A 17,518-nucleotide genomic window follows, 5' to 3' on the forward strand; every position below is an offset into this window, starting at 1 on the left:
GGCGCTGCAGCGCAAGCGCTGGATCGCCATTGGATGTCGAACAATGCGCCTGGGCCCTGATACACTGCGCTCGGAAGCGCGATGCTGATCCAGCGAGGATCGATTGCACCGGCGCCCCACCTTGCTCCAGTCGGCGCCGAGACAATGCGCCGGGCGGCGGTGCGGCCGGTCACAGGGCCGGCCGTGATGACGGACGCCGTGCGGCCTAGCCGGGCCAGGGCAGCGAATAGGTTTTTACGTTCGTGAAACTCTTGATCGCCTCCTGCACGCCCTCCTTGTAGCCAAGCCCGGAATCCTTGATGCCGCCGAACGGCGACATCTCGATGCGATATCCCGGAACTTCCCAAACGTTCACCGTGCCTACGTCCAGTTCGTTGACAAAACGGGTGATGTAATCGAGGCGGTTGGTGCAGACGCCGGAGGACAAGCCAAATGCGGTGGCGTTGGAAATCCTGATGACGCTCTCGATATCGTTCGGCACCCTGATGATCGGGATCACCGGGCCGAAGGTTTCTTCCATCACCAGTTCGCAGGTATAGGGAACATGATCGACCACGGTCGGAGGATACAGCGCGCCCTTGCGATCGTTGCCGTGAAGCAGCCGGGCCCCGTGGTGGACGGCATCCTCGACTCGGCGTTCGAACTCCTTTGCGGCACGTTCTTGAATGACGGTTCCGACATCCATCGCGGGGTCCATCGGATCTCCGCATTTCAGCTTTTTCGCACGTTCGAGCACGAGATCGGCAAATTCGCCGGCAACCGCTTCCACGCACAGGATGCGCTTGACGGCCGTGCAACGCTGGCCGGAATTCTTGGTGGCACCCAGCACCGCCAGCTCCGCTGCCTTTTCCAGGTCGGCGTCCTCCATGACGATCAGCGGATCGTTGCCGCCGAGTTCGAGAACCAGGCGCTTGTATCCGGCGTTTGCAGCGATGTGCTTGCCCACCCTGACCGAACCCGTGAAGGTAATCAGATCCGCATCGGGATCGGTGATCATGGCATCCCCCATGGAACCGGGATTTCCGGTCACGACCGACAGCATCTCCGGCGGCAGACCGGCCTCGTAGAGCACGTCGGCTAGGGCCAGCGCAGTCAATGGCGTGAGTTCGGTCGGCTTCAACACGATGCGGTTGTTGGTGGCGATCGCGGGTGCAATCTTGTGGCTGACCATGTTGAGGGGATGATTGAACGGGGTAATTGCGGAAATCGTCCCAAGCAGCGGCGTGCGCATCGTGAAGATCTTGCGTGCTTTTCCCTGAGGACTGATGTCGCAAGAAAAGACTTCGCTGTCGTCCTTGATGGTCAATTGGCCCGCGAAGGAATAGACGTCGTAGGCGCGGCCGGCCTCGTAAAGTGAATCCTTCCAGCACAACCCTGATTCCGCGGTAATCAGCCTTGCGAAATCTTCCTTGCGCGCCGCAAGAATCTCTGCGGTTCGCAGCAGTATTTGCTGGCGTTCATAGCGCGTGAGCTTGGATTTGAAAGCCTTGGCTTTGGCGAAGGCATTCCGCACATGCTCGGGTCGTGCGGCGGGAACGGTTCCGACGACCTTGTTGGTGTAGGGGTTATAGACTTCGACCCGCTCGTCGGTATCGACACGCACGCCTGCGATCCGCATTTGCTCATGACGGACGGCTGGTGTTTGAATATTCATTGAACTCTCCTGTTCGGACGTCGCTTCGACTACTGGATACGATTGAGAGCGACGTCGAAGACGTCGAAGTTTCTCAGCACGTGCCCGGACGGAACAACGATCTTGCGGTTTGCAATGAGCGGCACCCGTTGCTCGGTGAGCCCACCGTGCGATCTGAGCGGCTCGGTCAGGCCGGACAAGTCGTGGCGGGCGCGGCTGGTGCCCAGCACTTTGTGCCTGGCGGAGATCACGACGATGTCGCCAACGCGGTCGGTCGGCAGCTCGAAGCGATTGCAGGCTGCGTTGCGGGTCAGAGCCAGCTCAACGCCCGCGATGTCCTGGAGCCTCTTGATCATTTCGCCGGCGTTATGCCCGGCCGGCGTGTAGATCGTCGCGAATGAGCCCAGCGATCCGTGATGGGCAACGTAGGGATCGGTAATCGGCAGGATGACCCGTGCCTGCCCCGCGCCGACCCATTGATCGAACAGATCCTGCAGGTAAAGCACGTCGGGCTTGCCGTCGCCCGTGTACTTGTCGTTCATGCCGTGGTCCGCGGTCGCAACCACGTTGCAGCCCAGCGCATCGAGTTCCGCCAGATAGCGATCGATCATGGCGTAGAAGTCGTTGGCGATCTTGTTGCCGGGACCGACCTTGTGCTGGATGTAATCCGTGGTCGAGAGATACATCAGATCGGGGCGATGGCGCTGCACCAACCTGACGCCGGCGGCGAACACGAATTCCGACAAGCCGGCGGAGTAGACTTCGGGAAGCGGCAGTCCGACAAAGTTGAGAAGATCGTCGATTCCGTTGGCCTGCTTCGTGGCCTGGTCGGCTTTTTCCGACGAGAATGCGATGGCGCGGCCGTCGGAGTAGTCGAGCCCGTGCGCCAGTAGCGAACGCAGCTTGTCCTTGGCCGTGACCGCCGCAACCTTGAATCCAGCCTCGTACATGCCGGCCAAAATGGTCGGGGAGCGAAGAAACTGCGGATCGTTCATCATCACTTCGCGATCGTTGGCCGCGTCGTAAAAATAATTTCCGGCGATGCCATGCACCGAGGGCGGCCGGCCGGTGATGATCGAGAGGTTGTTCGGATTGGTGAAGCTCGGGATCACGCTGTCGGCGTGGACATGCGCGCCGTCTTTCATAAATCGCGCGAATGTCGGCGCGACGCCGGCCTTGATGGCTTCCTCGATATACCCGGGCTCCGAACCGTCGAGGCAAATCACGACCGTGGGACGGGTCGGCGCGCGATAGTTGCGGCCGTTGACGACGATTGTTCTTCCAGAAGATTCCATTACTTTTTCCTTTGGACCACTCAGGCTACGGCGGCGACGACGGCGTCGCGCGTCCCGATGAAATTCCGACCGCGCTCGCCCAGCAAAGCTTCGTCGATGACGTTCAGCCACTCCTCATGGGCGAGGCCGTAATCGGTGGCTCGCGTCGAAACGCCGAGTTGCGTCAACGTGGCAGCCAACCGGTCGACGCTCGCTTCAAGGTCGGAGCCGAAGATCCGCGACAGCGCGGCATCGCAGTCCGCGCTCCGGCCGATCACGCTGCGCATCACTGCGGGCAGACTGAAGGAACAGGCGATACCATGAACGATGCCGTGATGCAGGGTCAGATGATATGAGAGCGAATGGGCCAGTGCGGTCTTGGTGTTGGAAAACGCCAGCCCGGCAAACAGGCTGGCTCGCGCCATGCGCGACCGCAGCACGACGTTGTCGAGATCCCGCGACAGCCGCGGCAGACATTCGATAACCTCGCGGGCGGCGAATACTGCGTGGTTTGTGGACACCGGATTGGAGTTGACGTTCCAGATGCTTTCCAGCGCGTGCGAAAGCGCGTCCAGGCCGGTGCTGACGGTCAATCCCCTGGGCACGCCGAGCATGAGCCGTGGATCGATGATGGCGGATTCGGGGTAGAGGTTCGGCCGCGCCAACGAATATTTCTTCTTGTTTTCGGTGTCCCAAACCGTCGCCCAGGAAGTCACTTCGCTGCCGGTGCCGGCCGTCGTGGGCACGGCAATGATCGGCAGGTGCCGCAAGACGTCGAAGCCGCGACGGCCCTCGACATAATCCTGCACGCGGGAAAAGTCGTCGCCGGCCGTGGCCAGAACCTTGGCCGTGTCCATCACCGAGCCGCCTCCCAGGGCGACGATGACAGCCGGAGATACCGGCGCCTCGCCGAATAGCCGACATGCGGCGTCCAACGCAGGGTAGCTTGGATTGGGCTCGACGTTTCGAATCACGACGGCAGCAGGTCCCGCGGTCTTGGCCAGGCTCTCTTCGAGTTGGGCAAAGATAGCAGCGTCGCTGTAAGTCACCAGGCAATAAGGCCGCCCTGCGATCTTGTCGGTCAACGATGCGAACGCGTTTTCGCCGAAAACGACTTGCACCGGGTTGCTGTAAGACCACGCGCGGTCCGCTTGGTTGCCCATTTGGATACTACTCCCTGAGTTCTTCTTAACGGAAACACTCGGCGGGGTGGGGTCATTTTTCCAATTCATTTTCCAAGGGGGGTCCTATATAAAAAATCTATGAGGTATACCCAGCTTCGCTCGTTCCATGCCGTTGCCATGGCAGGCAGTTTTACCAAGGCCGCAGCGCAGCTCCACGTCAGTCAGCCGACGCTGACGACGCAAGTGCGAGCGATGGAAGCCGACTACCAGGTCGAATTGTTCCTGAGACGAAGCACCGGCCTCGAACTGACCGATACTGGACGGGACCTTCTGCAGATCACCAACCGGCTGTTCGCTCAGGAGAAGGAAGCCGAGCTGTATTTGAGGGAGAGCAAGGAACTGCGCACCGGACATCTGCGCGTCGGAGCAGTCGGACCGTTCCACGTCACCGAGATGCTGGTCGCCTTCAACGAGCGTTATCCGGGAATCGAGGTGTCCGTCTCGATCGGCAACTCGCGCGAGACCGTACGCAGTCTGATGGAATTCCGCACCGATATCGCCGTGCTCGCTTATGTCGACAACGATCCAAAATTATTGGCCTGGCAGTACAGCAAGGACAAGATCGCCGCCTTCGCTCACAAAGACCATCCGCTGGCAAAGGGCCGGCGATCGATCAGGGCGCGCGATCTCTCGGGACAACTCATGGTCATGCGCGAACGCGGCTCGAATACGCGGCGAGCGATCGAGGAAATGTTGCAGAAGACCCAGGTCAAGCCGAAGGTCATGATGGAAATCGGAAGCCGCGAAGCGGTCCGCGAAGCCGTCGCACGCGGCATCGGCATCGGTACCGTGTCCACCGCCGAGTTCATCCCGGATCCGCGCCTTACGCATGTTGCCGTTCGCGGATGTCGATGTATTCAATTACGCGCACGTTGTCTGTCTCGAAGAGAGAAAAGGCGAGCGACTAATTGGAGCATTTCTCGGCGGAGTGATGGAATTGCTGAAACGCCATGCCAATGAGGGACGGCACTCCCGCTCGAACAATCCGATGAGATGAATTGAACGAGCGGGCGCGACCGCCTCCCTTTTTGGCGGCGAAGGTCAGCCCTTCGCCAGCGGCATCGCGACGAACCTCGTCGCATCCGCGGTCTTCACTTGCATCAGAACGCTATGCTTGCCCGCAGCATTGGCCTCCGTCAGCGCCGAGCGCACGTCGTCGACGTTGGCGACCGCTTTGCCGCCGATATTGAGGATGACGTCCCCGGTCTGAAAGCCGTGATCCGCGGCCGGACCTTCCGGATCGACTGACGTCACCACGACACCCTTCTGGCCTGCGCCTTCGACATCGCCCGCGGGCGCAAGGCTGAGGCCCAAATGGGTGCCTGCCGAGGACTTCTGCTGCGTCTCGCCAGCATTCGCCTGATGGTCATTCGGCATTTCGCCGAGCGTCAGCGTTACCGGCTTGGCTTCTCCCTTGTGCAGAACGTCGAGCTTCACCTGAGTTCCCGGCGCCATCATGCTGATGGTGCGGGCCAGATCGCGCGAGTCCTTTACGGCCGTACCGTTGACGGATGTGATGACGTCACCCGCCTCGATCCCGGCCTTGGCCGCCGGGCTGCCATCCTGCGGATTGTCCACCATCGCGCCTCTGGCCTGCTTCATGCCGAGGCTGTCGGCGATGTCGGCCGTGACCGGCTGCACCTGAACGCCGAGCCAGCCGCGCGTGATGTAGCCCTTGTCCTTGAGCTGAGCGACGACGAGTTTCGCCGTGGCGGCAGGAATGTCGAAGCCGATACCGACCGAGCCGCCCGACGGCGAGAAGATCGCGGTGTTGACGCCGATCACATTGCCGTTCATGTCGAAAGCCGGACCGCCGGAATTACCCTTGTTGATGGGCGCGTCAATCTGGACGTAGTCGTCGTACGGTCCGTCGCCGATATCGCGGCCGCGCGCGGAAACGATTCCGGCCGTGACGGTGCCGCCAAGACCAAAGGGATTGCCGACGGCGACCACCCAGTCACCGATGCGCGGCGGCTGGTCTGCGAATTTGACGTAAGAGAAGTCTTTCTTGCCATCGACCTTGATCAGCGCCAGATCGGTCTTCGGGTCGGTGCCGACGACCTTGGCGGTGTAGATCGTGCCGTCGTCGGCGGTGACCTGCACAGACTCGGCGTGATCGACCACATGATAATTGGTCACGGCGTAGCCATCCGGCGAGATGAAGAAGCCTGACCCTTCGCCGGTGATAATCTGATGGCGATGCGGCATGCCGTTCGGGACGCCGAAGCCGAATTGTCGTGAAAACTGGTCGAACGGCGAGCCGGATTGATCTGGATCGGACCCCTGGCTGTCGCGCTCGGAAACTGCTGTATTCTGGCCATCGTCATCGATTTTGACACGGACCGATATGACCGCCGGTTTGACCTTCGCGACGAGGTCGCCGAAGCCCTGAGGAGTTTGAGCCGTTTCGGCCGCCTGTGCCGACGCGGTCCATGCCGGCAGGTTGAGAGGCCGGTAAGCGCCCGGCCCTATTACGAGGACGGCCATGCTGAGGCCAGCAACCGAAGCCAGCAACGCGAGGCGGCGCGGCTCGAGGAATTTTCGTGGCGCGCGATGTGAGGTGTTCGATTGATCATCCATGATCAACATCTCCAAATTGAGTGAGGGAAATCCGTGCCTCAAACATGGAGAGCACACATTACGAGATCCTGTTCGTCGGATTAATCTTTCGAAAGAACGAGGACGGCGAACCGCGCGCGTGGCTGTCGAACATTCAAGATGAGCCCGACGATGCCATCGACCGGCGAATTCGTTGCAGTCCCACGGACACGGCCGGCAAGGCCGCGAAGAAAACTTTCCGCCGGGCCGTCCAGTCCATCGGGTAAAAAGTTCGTGAGCGGTCGTTGCGGGACCTGATGAAAATTAATTACCCCGCCGAGACCGCCATGGCGAAACATTTCGCTGCCTTGCGTTTTTACTTGGGGCTGCTCGTCGAAAACTGTCTTGAGACAGGCCCTTGTTGCCGTTCAAGGAATTGTGACCAGGAAGTTGAACGATTTTGCCGGCCAACGCGTTGTTGCACCGCTTCGCGATTTTGCGAGCGGGCCAAGGCTGCGCTTGCCATGATCAATCCAGCGATTGTCCGACTGGTCTGCTTTTGCGCCCGCCACCGTTGGACGGTCGTTATTGTCGGCATACTCCTGACAATCGGCGCCGGCACCTTCGCTGCCGCCAAATTCTCCATCAATACGGATGTAGAGGGATTGATTTCTGAAAATATCCCCTGGCATCGGCGTCAACTGGAATTGTCGAAGGCGTTTCCGCAAAAGGGCATTGCAGTCGTCGTCAAGGCTCCGACCGCGGAAAATGCGGAATTGGCAACCAACCAACTGGCGCAGAGCCTCGCAAAGAAACCGGAGCTGTTTCCGACGGTCGGACAACCCGAGAGCGGCGATTTCTTCGAGCGCAACGGGTTGTTGTTCGAGTCTCCGACCGATGTCAAAAAGGCAGCAGATGGATTGGCGGCGGCCGAGCCTCTCCTCTCGACGCTCGCTGGCGATCCGAGCCTCCGCGGCGCCATGTCAGCGCTCTCGATGGGAGCCGAGGGCGTCGAGGCACACAAGATCAAGCTGGACCAGCTTGCCTGGCCCCTCTCCCTGGCCGATCGCACACTGAGTGACGTCCTGTCCGGAAAACCGGCAGCATTTTCCTGGCAGCAGCTGCTGCAAGGCCACCCACTGCCGGCCAACCAGCTACGGCACTTCATCGAAGTTCAGCCCGTGCTCGATTTTGCCCAGCTGCAGCCGGGACTCAGGGCGGAACAAGGGATACGTCAGGCGGCGGCCGATTTAGATTTGCAAAATAAATTCGGCGCGACGATCGGTCTGACCGGTCAGGTGCCGATGAATGACGACCAGTTTTCGGTGATCCAAACCAGCGCCTTGCGCGACACCCTGACGGCGGTGTTCGGCGTGCTAATCATCTTGTGGCTGGCGCTGCACTCCTGGAAAATCATCGCCGCGGTCTTTTTCAGCCTGATGGTTGGGCTTGCGATGACGGCCGCGATCGGCCTCGCCATGGTCGGCTCATTCAATCTGATCTCGATCGCATTCTTTGTGCTGTTTGTGGGTCTCGGGGTCGACTTCGGCATTCAATTCGGCGTGCGCTATCGTACCGAGCGGCATGAACATCATGACTTGCGAGAGGCCCTGCGATGGGCCGCCTGCAAGGTGGGCGATCCGCTCGCCCTGGCCGCCGCGGCCACCGCCGTGGGATTTTTTGCGTTTCTGCCCACCAGCTATCGCGGCCTTTCGGAGCTCGGGCTCATTGCCGGTTGCGGCATGCTGGTCGCCTTCCTCTGCAGCATCACGTTCGTACCGGCGATGCTGGCGTTGCTCAATCCTGCGGGCGAACCCGCCGCGGTCGGCTTTCGCAGACTTGCGCCGCTGGACCATTTCCTTCAACAGCATCGCATTGCCGTGATCGCCGGCACGCTTCTCGTCGTTCTGGCGGGGACGCCGCTGTTGTTCCATTTACGTTTCGACTTCAACCCGGTCGACCTGCAAAGTCCGGACTCGCCGTCCGTGGTGATTTATCGCGAACTGCAGAGTGATCCGGAGACCAGCGGCAACGACGCCGAAATATTGGCGCCGTCGCTCGAACGGGCCGACGCCATCGCTAAACGCCTCGCTGCACTGCCCGAAGTCTCACGCACCTTGACGCTAAACAGCTTCATTCCCGCCGATCAGGACCAGAAGATCGCGGCCTTGAAGGGCGCGTCGCAGCTCCTTGACGCCACCCTCAATCCTCAGGACGTGGATCCCGCACCGAGCGATCAAGATAATATCAGCGCGATTCAAGCCGCAGCTGACGACCTTTCCAAGGCCGCAGGCAATGCAACCGGCGAGGTGGCAGACTCGGCCCGCCACGTCGCCGATTTGCTGAAGCGTCTTGCCGCGGCGGACGCTGGTGTCAGGGCCAGGGCGCAAGCCGCAATCGTGCCACCGCTGGTTTTTGATCTCAACCAGCTTCGCAAGAGCCTCGCCCCCGAACCGGTTACGATCAAGACGCTGCCGCCGAACCTCGTCCGCGATTGGTTATTGCCCGACGGCAGAGCCCGCGTCCAGGCTTTGCCGAAGGGCGATCCGAACAACACAGACGTGCTGCGAACATTCGCGACCGCGGTGCTGCGTGCCGAGCCGTCGGCCACCGGAGCGGCGATCAGTTACTACGAAGCCGCGAAAACGGTCACGTCGGCCTTTGTCGAAGCGGGCGTCCTGGCTCTCGCCGCAATCGCCATTCTGCTGCTTATCGCGTTGCGGCGTCTGACGGACGTGCTGCTGACGCTCGTCCCTCTCCTGCTCGCCGGCGCCCTCACGCTTCAGATCAGCGTGCTGGCCGGCCTCACCCTCAATTTTGCAAACATCATCGCCCTGCCACTGCTTCTCGGCGTCGGCGTCGCGTTCAAGATCTATTACATCATGGCGTGGCGCGCTGGAAAAACCGGCCTGCTGCAATCGACGCTGACCCGGGCGGTCGTATTCAGCGCCATGACCACGGCGGTCGCGTTCGGGAGCATGTGGGCCTCGAAGTATCCGGGCATGTCGAGCATGGGCAAGCTGATGGCGCTCTCGCTGCTGTGCACGATGTTTGCCGCCGTGCTGTTCCAGCCGGTCCTGATGGGGCAGCCGCGGCAGCTGACAGTCCATCGGGAGCCACCAAAGGATTTGCGCGAAGCCGCGGAATAGAAAAAGGGAGGGCCTGAGAAACCCTCCCTCATCCGTGCTGACCTTACGCGCGAGGCAAACCGGGCGACATCCCCACCCCTCCCCGCGCGACGACCAAACTGTCTGACCTTACCCTGTGTAACTGCCTCGCCGGCCCTTGGAGAAAACCGGCGAGAACAGGACCTTAGCAGGCCCGCGCCGATCCCCAACCGCATAGTTAATTTAACGTTAACGGCGCAAACCCGTCGCCGGCAGCCCCTCCGGCATGGACGCTGCAAAGCCAGTCTTGCAAAACAACCAGGGAAGCGGGCGTGCGCGAAAGCGGGACAGAGGTGTCCCGCCGACCCGCGCCCCGGGGCAAAGGCCGGCAATGAAACATCCGTCAAACCGTGAGTTTTTCGCATATTGGGACGAGAAGCGTGGCGGCGCGCGAGCGCCGGACCGTAGCGAGATCGAGCCCGGCGCGGTGCGCGAACTGCTCGGCGATATCTTCGTGCTGTCCTATGACGCGGCCGCCGGCTATCCGTTTCGGGTCGCCGGAACGCGGGTCTGCGCCCTGCTCGGCTGCGACCTGAAAGATCAAAGCTTTTCCGCGCTGTTCGCACCCGACGGCCGCCGCGAGATCGAGGAGATCGTCGCCGTGGTCGCCGAAGAGACATTGGCCGCTGTCGCCGGTATTACCGCGACGTCGCAACATGGCGCGCCGGTGCATCTGGAATTATTGCTGCTGCCGTTCAACACCCGCGCCCACACTCCGATCAGTCTGACCGGACTGCTGGCCCCGTTCGAAAGCAACCGTGGCCTGCTTTCAGATTTCAAACTGACATCGTGGCGCTATCTCGCCCATCCTCCGCAACGTTTCGTGCCCCGCGCCTTGCGCAAACTGGCGGTCGCCCGCGGCCTCATGGTCTATGAAGGACTGCGCTAAATCATTCCGCCAGTTCCGGCCACGGCACGATGGTCGATTTCACCGTCTTCATCGCCATCGCATCCGCTACCGCGCGGCCGATGCCTTCCTCGGAAAACGGATACAGCGTCTGCATCTCGAGCCAGGGATATTTGGCGCGCGTGCGATAAAGCATATCGACGCCGAGCGGCAGATCGTTGCCGGTGAAGCCCCACGATCCCAGCACGTTGAGATCCTTGGTGCAGATGCGATGCCATGACGTCTCAATCGAACCGGCATCGGTGAACTGCCCCATCTCGACATAGGTGCCGCCGTCACGCAGCATTTCGATGCCCTCGGGGCCGGCGCTCGGATGGCCCGAGCAATCCATCACCAGGTCGGCGCCAAAACCGCCGACGATGTCGCGCACGGCTCTGATGCGCGCTTCCGGCGTCGTGATCTGCTCGATATCGACGGTCGCTTCCGCGCCGAACTTGCGCGCCAGCTTGAGCCGCGGGTTCTCCGGCGCGCCGACGCAGATCACGCGGCCCGCGCCCATCTCCTGTGCAGCAGCCACCGCCAAAATCCCGATCGGGCCGGAGCCCTGGATCACGACGGTGTCGCCCCATTTGAATCCGCCCGATCGGGCGGCGCGATTGAAGGCGCGGATGCAGGAGGTCAAAGGTTCCGACAAGGCGCCGAGCCGTAGCGGCATGTCGTCGGGCAGCTTGTAGATCTTGGTGCCCGGCAGCATGTCGAGATCGACATAGACATATTCGGCCCACCCGCCCCACAGATGCGGCGCCTTGTCGAAGCCGAGATAGCGGCCGTAATACACTGGCGTCAGGCATTTGTTGGCGCTTTCGGGATAGTGGATGCAGTAGTAGCAATGCCCGCACGGCATCAGCGGCGGGATCATTACCTTCGATCCCACTTTAAGCGGCTTGCTCATGAAATCTTCCGAAAATTCCGCGCCGACCTCGACCAGCACGCCGCCGATCTCGTGGCCGAGCGTGAACGGCCACGGCAGTTGCTTCGGCCAGTGGCCTTTCAGGATATGCAGATCAGTGCCGCAGACACCGCACGCGCCGACTTTTATCAGCGCCGCCTTTTTCGGAATTTTCGGCCACGGCACCGCGCGAATGACCGGCTGCGCACCGGGACCGTCATAGGTGCATACGCGAATCTGTTCCATGAAGTTTCCTCCGGCCCTTCGGCTATTGTTGATTTGAGTGGCGTGGGCGAAGCAAGCCTATGTGAACCCGGCGGCGATGCCAATGCACGGCCGGTACGATCGGACTTGCCGTGCGATTGACAGCCGCATCGCAGCGCATCAGGCTGCACGCCAACTTCAAGAGGGGGTGAGGCGTTGCGCAATCGCTGGTTTATTCTTGCCGTCCTGTTCGTGGTTCGCCTCACCATGGCCTTCCAGTTTCAAAGCGTCGCAGCGGTTGCGCCGCTGCTCGGCCAAGAGTTCAGCGTTGGATTGGCCGACATCGGGATCCTGATCGGCCTGTATTTCACCCCTGGCATTGCACTGGCGGTGCCGGGCGGCGCCATCGGGCAAAGATTCGGCGACAAGAACACCGTACTCGGCGCCCTGCTGCTGATGCTGATCGGCGGCCTCGTGATGGCGCTTTCTGCTTCCTGGAGCGGCCAGATCGCAGGACGGTTGGTCGCCGGCGCCGGCGGCGTGCTGCTCAATGTTGTGATGACAAAAATGGTGGCCGACTGGTTTGCCGGCAAGGAAATCGCAACCGCAATGGCGATTTTCGTCAATTCCTGGCCAGCCGGCGTCGCGCTCGGGCTGCTGACGCTGCCCCTGATCGGCACCGCCTATGGCGTCGGCGCGGTCTATCTCGCGGTGGCCGCACTGATTGGCGCAGCGTTCGTTCTGCTGGCTGCGGCCTATCAGCCTCCGGGGAATGCGGCGACGATGGCTGCGACCTCCGGGCGCCTCGACCGCAACGCCTTGGGCGCCGTGATCGTGGCGGGTTTGATCTGGGGCCTCTACAATGTCGGCTTCGCGGTGATCTTCAGCTTCGGGCCTGCGATGCTGGTCGAACGCGGCTGGTCGATTACGGCGGCAGGATCGGCGGTCAGCATCGTGTTGTGGCTGGCGGTGATCTCCGTTCCCGCCGGCGGATTTGTGGCGGATCGCTCCGGACGACCTGAATTGGTTCTGGTCATCGGCTGCATCCTGTTCGCGATACTGATGGTGGCGCTGCCGCGCAGTGGCGCGGTGATTTTAACGATCACGGCGCTCGGGCTGATCAGCGGCCAGGGCGCCGGGCCGATCATGAGCCTGCCCGCGCGCGTGCTGCAGCCGGCGACGCGTGCGCTCGGCATGGGCGTATTCTACACCCTGTATTATGCCACCATGATGTTAGGTCCTGTCGTCGGCGGCGCCTGCGCCAAATGGGCCGGCAGTGCTTCGGCGGCATTCGATTTCGGGGCTGCGATGATTCTGGCGTGTCCGGTGCTGCTCTGGGGATTTAATCGGATTCCGGCGGCGAGACTGAAAATGGCGTAATCAGCTCGTCATGCAACCCCCGCTAACCCCTCATTAACCCTGTCGGCCGTAGGGTCAGGCGACACCGAAAAACCGGTCGTCGGGTGGCGAAATGGCGTTGGCGAGCAAAAAATCACTCCTTCCGGCCGCCGAAGAGCGCCGACGTTTTCAGCGGGTGAGGGTTCACCTGCTCGGCCGCTACATGCTGCCGGACCGGCGCGAGTTTCCCTGCCAGATCGTCAATATGTCCCCTGGGGGACTAGCCTTGCTCGCGCCCGGAATTGGCAATGTCGGCGACCGCGTGATCGCCTATCTCGACCATATCGGCCGGGTCGAGGGCAAGATCACCCGCATCATCGACAACGGTTTTGCCATGACCGTCGGCGCGACCGCGCGCAAACGTGACAAGCTCGCGGCGCAACTGACCTGGCTCGCCAACCGCGACATTCTCAACCTGCCGGAAGACCGTCGCCACGACCGTATCGTGCCGCGCAATCCGATCTCGCTGCTTACGCTCGAAGACGGCAGCCAGATGACCTGCCGGATCATCGACATGTCGATGTCCGGTGCCGCCATCGCCGCGGAAAACCGCCCGCCCCTGAAATCGCTGGTCCTGCTCGGCAAGGTCCAGTCCCGGGTGGTTCGAAACCTCGAAGAAGGTTTTGCGCTCGAGTTCGTCCACGAGCAGTTGGCGGAAACCGTCGAAGAAGCCGTTACCGCAAGGTAAAGCGCACCACCCTGTACTTCATTCGCCGCGGCGCGCCGGCTTCGACAAATATTCCTGCGATTGCGCCTCGCTTTTGAGCGGCGTCACTTTGTCAGGGTCGATCCGCACCATGAGATAGTCGATGTGATCCTCGATCCGGGTGAACCAGTGCCCGGTACCGGCCGGAATCACCACGACGTCACCGGCCTTGATCTCATAAGCGATACCATCGCGAACCTTGGAACCGTTATTTCCGGGGCCGTTGAATTCGACCACCGTGCGCATCGTCGCCGGGCGCCGCTGCCGGTTGACGATATCGGGGCCCAGCACCAGCGTGGCCGCGCCCGACAGCACATGGTAGACTTCGCTGATCTGGTCATGTTCGGCGACCGAATCCGGGTTGGGCTTGTCCAGTCTGCCGCGATGGACCATGCCGATTCCGATCTGCGCCTTGCCGATGTCGATATCCCGCACCTGCTGGTCGAGCAGCTTCTCCGCGAGCGCTTTCCTGGCATAGCCTTCGAGTTCGGAGGCCGGAATGTAGGTCCCGGGACACATGGTGCAAGTCGGTTGAGGATCGGTGGGATTGATCCGGGCGGGAGTCTGAGCCAGCGCCGGCGCGCCGACCGTGAGGCACAGGATTGTCGGAAAGCTCCGGAAAACAGATTTCATGACCACCTCGCTATCGTTCGGCATCGATGCGCGGACATCGCGCTTGCCAAGTTCTCCTGACATCACCGAAACAGCGTTACCGCACGGTAAAGCGCCGCGTCGCATGATTCCCCGGATTTCCCGGGAGCCGAAGGCGCCATCCATTTGGCGGAGGCAGCCTTGGCAGCTTTGGCGTCGGCACCTCGCAGGTTAACACGGCACGCTTTTGTCGTCGCAACCGCTGTATCGGCGGCCCGCGAGATCTTAATTCGTAAAATTTGAATCAATGGCAGTTGTTTAAAATTATAAGCTAATTTTAGTCAAGTATAGGTCGAGTTATCCGCGATCTTTACTTGTATTAGGCTCAAATCTACTTGGCGCACTTAGCCGCAGCGCAAAGCCTTTGTGCCAAACATGGTCCCAACAAGAAACGGGGGCCACAATGTTTGGGTTCAGGGGACAGGGGAAGGGATTGGCGATTGCCGTCATCCTGCTGGGGTTGAGTGTGCCGGCGCACGCCGGCGACGAGCGAAGTTTGTATGCGAGCCTTGGCGACACCACGCGCGCGCCGATCGGCTGGGTTGAGTTCTGTGCCGACAGTCCCGGCGAGTGCGGCGGCGGCGCGTCACAGCCCCGCGATATCGTAATGTCGCAGACGGCGTGGCGGGATCTGCTGCGGGTTAACCACTGGGTCAACGAAAACGTCAAGCCGATGACCGATATGGATCATTGGGGCGTGATCGAGAAATGGTCGTTGCCGACGGACGGCTACGGCGACTGCGAGGACTACGTGCTGTTGAAGCGCAAGATGCTGATCGACGCCGGTTGGCCGCGCGAGGCGCTGCTGATCACGGTGGTGCGTGACAAGAAGGGCGAAGGCCACGCGGTGCTGACGGTAAAAACCGACAAGGGCGAGTTCATTCTCGACAACCAGAATGAGAACGTCGTGGCCTGGACCGAGACCGGCTACCGCTTCGTCAAGCGTCAATCGCAGAGCGATCCGAATGTATGGGTCTCGCTCGGCGATAGCCGCCCGGCGGTCGCCACAGCCAGCGCCCACTAAGGCATAGAGACAACAGGACACGCGACCCGGTCACATCCCCACCCCTCCCCGTCCCAGACCGGATCGCGCGCGGCCAGCTCTCCCCCAAGAGCTGGCCGCAACTTTTTTGGGGGCGCGCGTAAACCTCGGTTTTGTTGAGATTTCACCAGTTGAAAATGCCGCTCCCGCAGGCCGGGAACTTTCACCTCCCGAGCGGCTTTGCAGTTTCATGACCGAAGTCAGGCCCGACGATGCGAACTCCGGCGGCATGGCGCGTATCGGCGCGCAGCCGATCCTGCTCACCGCCGCCGCCCTCGTCGTCATCCTGATCGGAGCCGGATCGGTCGCCCTATGGCGCGCTTATACCGGCGCTTACCCCGAGCAAGACCGCACCGCGTCCGCCCGCCAGTTGCAGGCGCGCAACGCCCAGGCCTCCGAGCAGCTTGTCGTGAAAACGAACGCCCTGGAGATCTCGCAACAGGAAGCGATCGATCAGTTGCAAGTCGTTCAGGACCAATTGCAGACAGTAAAGCGCCTTCTCGCTGCGCAACAAGCCGATGCAAAGCGGCTGTCCGAGCAGGTTGCCGGTCTCGCGACCGCGATCGACGGCCTCCGACAGGCTTTCGCGAGCGCCCCGCCTTCCGAAGCATCCAATCCGCCTTCGGTTAGCCACTCGGCCGAGCCAAAACCCCGCGCAGCAGCCAGCCATCGCAGGCGCGCCAAACCGCCGGGCTGACCCGCAGCAATGTGCAGGAGCCGACCGGTCGCAACTTTTTTGCGCAAGTTGTGAAATGGATCACATTCGCCCGTACGAATCCGGGTCATCGTGCGGCTTACCGGGCGGCGCAAGCCGATTTCAATGTCCGGGGCTGGCAAGGCCGTTAGCGTTATACTGCGCCGACGGCCTTGTTCTTTGTGCCCTGTTTTTGCCCCCCCCCCGATTCGTCCGAACCAGCGCCGTGTCGGCCACCGACGTCGAGCGGATGGATGCTCGCAGGCTGGTGATTTGCGTTGCGCTGCGATCGCTTGCTGAATGCGCTTCCCAGATTAGACCGTAGGAAATCCATCATGAGCGCCGAACCTGTTCTCACGTCCGATGTCATCGGGCTGACAAAAGTCGCGCCGTTTTCGCGCCGCGGCTTCCTGACCGCTTCTGCCGCCGTCACAGCCGGCTATACGCTGGCCGCAGGACCCGTTCGCGCCGACGTCATCAAGACCGACACCGATGGCCTCACCGCGGGCGATGCAAAGATAAAAGTGGCCGATGGCGAAATGCCCGGCTATTTCGCGCGGCCGAAGGGCGTGAGCAATCCGCCGGTCGTGCTGGTCGCAATGGAAATTTTCGGCTTGCACGAATACATCAAGGACGTCACACGGCGTCTCGCCAAGCTCGGCGCGTTCGCCGTCGCGCCGGACTATTATTTCCGCAAGCGTGTCGATCTCCTCAGGATATCAGACATCCAGCAACTGCTGCCGATCGTGAATTCCAAGCCCGACGCGGAATTGCTTTCCGATCTCGACAGCACGGTGGCTTGGGCCAAGTCGCAGGGCGGCGACACTAACCGGCTCGGTATCGTCGGTTTCTGCCGCGGCGGACGGACGGTGTGGGAATATGCCGCCCACTCCGGCACCCTCAAGGCCGGCGTCGCGTTTTATGGCCCGCCGGTCGATCCGCCGAATCCGCTATGGCCGAAGAGCCCTACTCAACTCGCGCCCGAGATGAAGGCGCCGGTGCTGGGCCTGTATGGGGAAGCCGATACCGGGATTCCGGTGGCACAGATCGAGGCGCTGAAGGCCGCGCTGGCGGCCGCCGACAAGACCGCTGAGTTCAAGACCTATCCGGGCGCGCCGCACGGTTTTCACGCCGACTATCGCGCCAGCTACCGCCGGGAAGCCGCCGAGGATGCATGGAGCCGGATGCAGGCCTGGTTCAAGAAATACAAGGTGCTGGGCTGACGAGTACG

Annotated in this window: 14 protein-coding genes; 8 read left to right on the top strand and 6 right to left on the bottom strand. The window is 61.6% G+C overall.

Annotated features, from left to right (window positions below):
- Window positions 1–205: 205 nt before the first annotated feature.
- Genes phnY through psrA form a run of 3 tightly spaced genes read right to left on the bottom strand, consistent with a single transcriptional unit; the run spans window position 206 to window position 4,070 of the window.
- A complete protein-coding gene (phnY, locus tag B5527_RS25565; protein WP_079604008.1) occupies window positions 206–1,654 on the bottom strand; it encodes a phosphonoacetaldehyde dehydrogenase in 1,449 nt (482 codons plus the stop codon).
- Window positions 1,655–1,683: 29 nt separating this feature from the next.
- Entirely contained in the window at window positions 1,684–2,928 is a 1,245-nt protein-coding gene (phnA, locus tag B5527_RS25570) for a phosphonoacetate hydrolase (RefSeq protein WP_079604009.1), read from the bottom strand.
- Window positions 2,929–2,948: 20 nt separating this feature from the next.
- Complete coding sequence (gene psrA / locus B5527_RS25575; RefSeq protein ID WP_079604010.1) at window positions 2,949–4,070, bottom strand: iron-containing alcohol dehydrogenase PsrA; 1,122 nt, start codon at window positions 4,068–4,070, stop codon at window positions 2,949–2,951.
- 99 nt (window positions 4,071–4,169) lie between these two features.
- Here psrA and B5527_RS25580 point away from each other — a divergent pair, with 99 nt between their 5' ends.
- On the top strand, window positions 4,170–5,051 hold the full coding sequence (locus B5527_RS25580; RefSeq protein ID WP_197689212.1) for a LysR substrate-binding domain-containing protein: 882 nt from the start codon (window positions 4,170–4,172) through the stop codon (window positions 5,049–5,051).
- 81 nt (window positions 5,052–5,132) lie between these two features.
- On the opposite strand, the gene B5527_RS25585 is transcribed toward B5527_RS25580, so the two are convergent.
- Window positions 5,133–6,671 (bottom strand): Do family serine endopeptidase, encoded by a 1,539-nt coding sequence (locus B5527_RS25585; protein ID WP_079607493.1) that lies wholly within the window; start codon window positions 6,669–6,671, stop codon window positions 5,133–5,135.
- A gap of 482 nt (window positions 6,672–7,153) precedes the next feature.
- On the opposite strand from B5527_RS25585, the gene B5527_RS25595 reads away from it, so the two are divergent.
- Both B5527_RS25595 and B5527_RS25600 read left to right on the top strand, forming a co-directional pair.
- Window positions 7,154–9,778, top strand: coding sequence for an MMPL family transporter (locus tag B5527_RS25595; protein ID WP_079604012.1), 2,625 nt, complete (start codon window positions 7,154–7,156; stop codon window positions 9,776–9,778).
- Between the two features lie 349 nt (window positions 9,779–10,127).
- Window positions 10,128–10,685 carry a PAS domain-containing protein gene (locus B5527_RS25600; RefSeq protein ID WP_079604013.1) on the top strand — a complete coding sequence of 186 codons (558 nt, stop codon included), beginning with the start codon at window positions 10,128–10,130 and terminating at the stop codon, window positions 10,683–10,685.
- Window position 10,686: 1 nt separating this feature from the next.
- Here B5527_RS25600 and B5527_RS25605 read toward each other — a convergent pair whose 3' ends face one another.
- Window positions 10,687–11,838 (bottom strand): zinc-binding dehydrogenase, encoded by a 1,152-nt coding sequence (locus B5527_RS25605; protein ID WP_079604014.1) that lies wholly within the window; start codon window positions 11,836–11,838, stop codon window positions 10,687–10,689.
- A gap of 174 nt (window positions 11,839–12,012) precedes the next feature.
- On the opposite strand from B5527_RS25605, the gene B5527_RS25610 reads away from it, so the two are divergent.
- Together B5527_RS25610 and B5527_RS25615 are read left to right on the top strand one after the other, a co-directional pair.
- Complete coding sequence (locus B5527_RS25610; RefSeq protein WP_079604015.1) at window positions 12,013–13,176, top strand: CynX/NimT family MFS transporter; 1,164 nt, start codon at window positions 12,013–12,015, stop codon at window positions 13,174–13,176.
- A 91-nt stretch (window positions 13,177–13,267) separates the two neighbouring features.
- On the top strand, window positions 13,268–13,882 hold the full coding sequence (locus B5527_RS25615) for a PilZ domain-containing protein (RefSeq protein ID WP_079604016.1): 615 nt from the start codon (window positions 13,268–13,270) through the stop codon (window positions 13,880–13,882).
- A gap of 18 nt (window positions 13,883–13,900) precedes the next feature.
- Here the strand turns inward: B5527_RS25615 and B5527_RS25620 are convergent, their stop codons facing one another.
- The gene (locus tag B5527_RS25620) at window positions 13,901–14,533 is read right to left on the bottom strand and encodes a hypothetical protein (protein WP_154072518.1); all 633 of its coding nucleotides are present in this window, start codon (window positions 14,531–14,533) and stop codon (window positions 13,901–13,903) included.
- A gap of 421 nt (window positions 14,534–14,954) precedes the next feature.
- Between B5527_RS25620 and B5527_RS25625 the strand changes: the two genes are divergently transcribed.
- The 3 genes from B5527_RS25625 to B5527_RS25635 all read left to right on the top strand — a co-directional run bounded on the left by B5527_RS25625 (window position 14,955) and on the right by B5527_RS25635 (window position 17,510).
- The gene (locus tag B5527_RS25625; protein ID WP_079604018.1) at window positions 14,955–15,575 is read left to right on the top strand and encodes a transglutaminase-like cysteine peptidase; all 621 of its coding nucleotides are present in this window, start codon (window positions 14,955–14,957) and stop codon (window positions 15,573–15,575) included.
- Window positions 15,576–15,822: 247 nt separating this feature from the next.
- Complete coding sequence (locus tag B5527_RS25630; RefSeq protein WP_425305025.1) at window positions 15,823–16,290, top strand: hypothetical protein; 468 nt, start codon at window positions 15,823–15,825, stop codon at window positions 16,288–16,290.
- A 332-nt stretch (window positions 16,291–16,622) separates the two neighbouring features.
- A complete protein-coding gene (locus tag B5527_RS25635; RefSeq protein WP_079604020.1) occupies window positions 16,623–17,510 on the top strand; it encodes a dienelactone hydrolase family protein in 888 nt (295 codons plus the stop codon).
- Window positions 17,511–17,518 lie beyond the last annotated feature (8 nt).

Source organism: Bradyrhizobium erythrophlei (assembly GCF_900129425.1).
In the GTDB taxonomy this organism is placed as follows: Bacteria; Pseudomonadota; Alphaproteobacteria; order Rhizobiales; family Xanthobacteraceae; genus Bradyrhizobium; species Bradyrhizobium erythrophlei_C.

What these genes read in the sequence shown, in the direction of transcription:
- phnY (WP_079604008.1), bottom strand. Translation starts at nt 1,654, where the DNA reads ATGAATATTCAAACACCAGCCGTCCGTCATGAGCAAATGCGGATCGCA.
- phnA (WP_079604009.1), bottom strand. Translation starts at nt 2,928, where the DNA reads ATGGAATCTTCTGGAAGAACAATCGTCGTCAACGGCCGCAACTATCGC.
- psrA (WP_079604010.1), bottom strand. Translation starts at nt 4,070, where the DNA reads ATGGGCAACCAAGCGGACCGCGCGTGGTCTTACAGCAACCCGGTGCAA.
- B5527_RS25580 (WP_197689212.1), top strand. Translation starts at nt 4,170, where the DNA reads ATGAGGTATACCCAGCTTCGCTCGTTCCATGCCGTTGCCATGGCAGGC.
- B5527_RS25585 (WP_079607493.1), bottom strand. Translation starts at nt 6,671, where the DNA reads ATGGATGATCAATCGAACACCTCACATCGCGCGCCACGAAAATTCCTC.
- B5527_RS25595 (WP_079604012.1), top strand. Translation starts at nt 7,154, where the DNA reads ATGATCAATCCAGCGATTGTCCGACTGGTCTGCTTTTGCGCCCGCCAC.
- B5527_RS25600 (WP_079604013.1), top strand. Translation starts at nt 10,128, where the DNA reads ATGAAACATCCGTCAAACCGTGAGTTTTTCGCATATTGGGACGAGAAG.
- B5527_RS25605 (WP_079604014.1), bottom strand. Translation starts at nt 11,838, where the DNA reads ATGGAACAGATTCGCGTATGCACCTATGACGGTCCCGGTGCGCAGCCG.
- B5527_RS25615 (WP_079604016.1), top strand. Translation starts at nt 13,268, where the DNA reads ATGGCGTTGGCGAGCAAAAAATCACTCCTTCCGGCCGCCGAAGAGCGC.
- B5527_RS25620 (WP_154072518.1), bottom strand. Translation starts at nt 14,533, where the DNA reads ATGAAATCTGTTTTCCGGAGCTTTCCGACAATCCTGTGCCTCACGGTC.
- B5527_RS25625 (WP_079604018.1), top strand. Translation starts at nt 14,955, where the DNA reads ATGTTTGGGTTCAGGGGACAGGGGAAGGGATTGGCGATTGCCGTCATC.
- B5527_RS25630 (WP_425305025.1), top strand. Translation starts at nt 15,823, where the DNA reads ATGGCGCGTATCGGCGCGCAGCCGATCCTGCTCACCGCCGCCGCCCTC.
- B5527_RS25635 (WP_079604020.1), top strand. Translation starts at nt 16,623, where the DNA reads ATGAGCGCCGAACCTGTTCTCACGTCCGATGTCATCGGGCTGACAAAA.